Source organism: Terrisporobacter muris, assembly GCF_024621905.1.
GTDB lineage: Bacteria > Bacillota > Clostridia > Peptostreptococcales > Peptostreptococcaceae > Terrisporobacter > Terrisporobacter muris.
Genome location: NZ_JANKBY010000327.1, coordinates 1 through 3,939 on the forward strand (window position 1 = coordinate 1; position 3,939 = coordinate 3,939).

A 3,939-nucleotide genomic window follows, 5' to 3' on the forward strand; every position below is an offset into this window, starting at 1 on the left:
TTATTTTGCATACATTCACTTGGATGCTTCTTTAATTCATTTGGTATCCACCTTTTTAGTACACTATTTAGTTTTTTATATATGGCTATAACTTTTCTCTTCTATAAGGTTTATAGTATATTTTTATTTAGTTTTTCATCATTAACTTCAGCAAACCCTTTGTAATTTGTAATCTTTTGATTAAATATAAAACTAAATTTACTCCCTTAACCATATACACTTTCTACGAATATTTTTTCGCCCATTAATTCTACTAATGATTTTGATATGGCTATACCTAAACCTGTTCCTTCTATATTTCTATTTTTTCTTGTGTCTACTTGCTTAAATGATTCAAATAACTTTTCTAAGTCTTCTTTTATTCCCATACCTGTATCTTTAACAGAAACTTTTAACTTTACTTCATTATCTTCTATTGTTTGTGACTCAATTTTTCCTGATTCAACTTTAGAAATATCTAATATATCATTTATTATTCCTAATAGATTTGTACCTGCTGATTTTATATTATAAATGTTCTCCCTTACAGTATCACTTATATCTTCTCTCATAATAAGTTCGACCATTCCAACTATTGCGTTCATTAGTATTCTAATTTCATGACTCATGTTGGCTAAAAATTCTGTTTTCGCCTTTCCAGCAATTTCTGCCTTTTCTTTCATTTCATAAAATTCAGTTACATCTTTTAATACTATAACTATGTTTTGTAATTCAACTCGCTCATTAGTAGCTGGATATATTGCTATAGTTGCATGCTTCCCCGAATTATCTATTGGACTATTATATTCAATTAGTCTTTCTATAGTTTCATGTGTTTGTAAACACTCCCTACATAATTTACAAAATTCTTTTGCATTTTCTTCGCCTCTATATTTGGAATATACTTCATATAGATGAGCTCCTGTTAAATCTCTATTTTCGTCATAAACAATTATTAAAAAAACTATTGCTAGAATAAATAAACCTTAAATACTTATGTTTTCATAAGTATTTATAGGCTTTTCCTCTGTATTTATAAAACAAATGGTATAGAACTTTTATATACTATTCCATCATAGAATTCTGTGAATTCTTGTAAATTATCATTAAAGTCTATAGAAGATGCTCCTCCAAACATAGGTAAGTCAAGATAATTTGTATTAACTATGTAAAAAATATCTTTAATTGTTTCAATACTATCAAAATTAGGGAATGTTAACATTATTGATGGATCTTCATTAAATAATAATTTAGCTTTTTCATATTCCTTATTTATAATCTCATCTAATTATTCTTTAGTTTTTTCTTTTATATCCTTTATCACACCGATATGGAATCTATTTTCATCATCTGTTAATACCATAAGTACTGCACTATCATCTAAATAACCATCATTACAAATTTCTCCACTATAACTGCAACTAAGTATCATTATGCTACTTTCATCTCCTAGTGTTTGTAATAATTCACTTTAATCCAAACTAGCTTCACAAAATAAAATTCCTATTGAGTATTTCCTAAGTTTGATGTTTTCATTTATATCATCTATCATTTTTAAAGCTGATTCTCTTCCATCAACTATATTATGACTTTTTACTACTATTGATTCCCTAATGTCCCCCTTACAAATTTATCAATTGAAATTTGTAACTAATTTTTTCAAATATATCTATAATATTAGGATCAAACATTTTTCCTTTTCCATCAATTATTATTTTCAATGCAGCTTCATGTTCAAAGGCTTCTTTATAAGGTCTTTTTGCTGTTAAAGCATCATAAACATCAGCTATTGCCATTATTCTAGCACTTATAGGTATTTCTTCACCTTTTAATCCTGATGGATAACCACTACCATCCCATTTTTCATGATGATAATGAGCCATATCTTTTGCTGCATACAAAAAACTTTCTCCGTTAGTTTCATTTATCATTTTTTGTAATGTTTGTCCACCAAGTTCTGCATGATTCTTCATATATTCAAACTCCTCATCATCTAATGATCCGGCTTTTAGTAACGTTGAATCATTTATCCCTATTTTCCCTATATCATGAAGTGGCGCTGATCTCACTATATCTCGTATATATTCTGGAGTTAAAATATCACTGTATAATCTTGCCTCAACAATTTCATCAGTCAATATTTTTACATACTCCGCTGTTCGCTTAACATGACCTCCTGTATTTTCATCTCTGCATTCCACAAGCTCTGCTAAAGATAACATCATTACATCTTGCAAATGCTCTATTATTTCTGTTTTTTCATGCACTTTATCTTCTAAATCATTCTTATATTCACTAAATTCTAAATGCATTTTTACCCTACTTAGCATAGTCTGCGGAATAAAAGGTTTTATAATAAAATCTACTGCTCCTAATTCAATAGCTCTTAATTCACTTTCGCTATCTGATAAAGCCGTTAAAAATATTACTGGTGTATTGTCTAGATCTTGATTTTCCCTTATTTTTTTCAAGGTTTTATATCCATCCATATCAGGCATATTTATATCTAGTAATATTAAGTCAGGCGTGTTTTTAGATAAAAACTTCAATGCCTGAGCTCCTGATATTAATAAACTTACCTTATAATATGGTTTTAATATTTTTTCTGCAAATTTTAAGTTTGTTACATTATCATCTATAACTAATACATGTTTAAGTTTCATTCATACCCCTCCAAATAAAAAAATACATTTTATTTGTATTTTTTTACTTTTTCCACAATATTTTAACATTAACTGTTACAGAGCTATTATATCCCCAATACTTTATATAGTATAACTAGATAAAAAATTTAATAAAAAAATCCCACCATTAATATGGAAGGATTATTATCTTAAAGATTATTCATTATATTTTATATGAGTCCATTGTATATCATCAACATATTTCTTAACTAGATCATAGCCCATCTCTGGATGAATAGTTTCTTCTGTTGATATGGTTATTGTAGACATTGAAATTGCAAATTTAAGTGTATCTATTAATGAAATCTCTTCCATGTATCCATGAGCTATTCCTGCTACAAAAGAATCTCCAGCTCCTGTTACATTTACAACTTTAACATCATTGGCTTTTAATTTGCCTTCTTCCACTCCATTGTTGTAGTATATTCCATCTTCATCTAATGTAATAAATACATTTTTTATGCCTAAGTCAACAAAGTATTTTCCAGCTCTTCTTACATCTTCGTCATTTTCAATTTTAAATCCGCACATTATTTCAGCTTCATATCTATTTGGCTTTATAGTATGGAAGTATTTTATTAGATGTTTTACACCCTCTGCCTTTGCAGCTGATACTGGGTCTAAGATAAATTTAGTTTCTCCACTAAATTTTTCAAGTATATATTCTACTATGTCCGGTCTATCTGAATCTAATATCATATATTCAGAATTTCTTATGGTCTCAGATTTAGAGTCTATAAACTCCGTAGTAAATTTATCTATTATTTTCATGTCTACTACTGCTGATACCATCTCACCTTGATGATTAAGTATTGCCATATATGTTGGTGTATGGCCACCTTCTATAATTAAAGAATCACTCATATCGTAATTCATAAGCTTTGAATGTTCTATCATTCTGTTTCCAGTTTCATCATCACCTAAAATTGATATAAACTTAGTATTAACTCCTACTCTAGACATACATTCAGCTATGTTTCTGCAAACCCCTCCAAAAGAAGTCTTAACCTGACCTGGGTTAGAGTCATTGCATCTATAGTTATTATCCGTAAATCCACAAATATCAAAAACTGATACTCCAAATACTAATGCATAGGAATTTGTATTATTCATAATATAATCGTAACCTTTCTAAGAAATTATTTTTATATTTTAACATATTTTTAACGTATATTTCTACAAATTTCAACATTTTTACGATGTATTTTTTTTACATCTCATATAAATTTATTTTCTCATACATATAATAACTTATTAGTCACGAAAATATTACCAT

General features: G+C 28.0%; 5 protein-coding genes and 1 pseudogene. All 6 read right to left on the reverse strand.

Going from position 1 to position 3,939, the window contains the following annotated elements; all coding sequences use genetic code 11:
* Nucleotides 1–206: 206 nt before the first annotated feature.
* Complete coding sequence (locus NSA58_RS17070; protein ID WP_039681346.1) at nt 207–662, reverse strand: sensor histidine kinase; 456 nt, start codon at nt 660–662, stop codon at nt 207–209.
* Nucleotides 663–677: 15 nt separating this feature from the next.
* A pseudogene (locus NSA58_RS21030) lies at nt 678–956 on the reverse strand (hypothetical protein); the annotation flags it as partial.
* A gap of 56 nt (nt 957–1,012) precedes the next feature.
* Complete coding sequence (locus NSA58_RS17075; RefSeq protein WP_074429148.1) at nt 1,013–1,201, reverse strand: hypothetical protein; 189 nt, start codon at nt 1,199–1,201, stop codon at nt 1,013–1,015.
* 66 nt (nt 1,202–1,267) lie between these two features.
* Nucleotides 1,268–1,411 carry a hypothetical protein gene (locus NSA58_RS17080; protein WP_161791951.1) on the reverse strand — a complete coding sequence of 48 codons (144 nt, stop codon included), beginning with the start codon at nt 1,409–1,411 and terminating at the stop codon, nt 1,268–1,270.
* A gap of 190 nt (nt 1,412–1,601) precedes the next feature.
* Nucleotides 1,602–2,642, reverse strand: a complete 1,041-nt coding sequence (locus NSA58_RS17085; protein WP_257560726.1) for an HD domain-containing phosphohydrolase — start codon at nt 2,640–2,642, stop codon at nt 1,602–1,604.
* 177 nt (nt 2,643–2,819) lie between these two features.
* On the reverse strand, nt 2,820–3,776 hold the full coding sequence (locus tag NSA58_RS17090) for a carbohydrate kinase family protein (protein ID WP_039681343.1): 957 nt from the start codon (nt 3,774–3,776) through the stop codon (nt 2,820–2,822).
* Between the last annotated feature and the right edge of the window lie 163 nt (nt 3,777–3,939).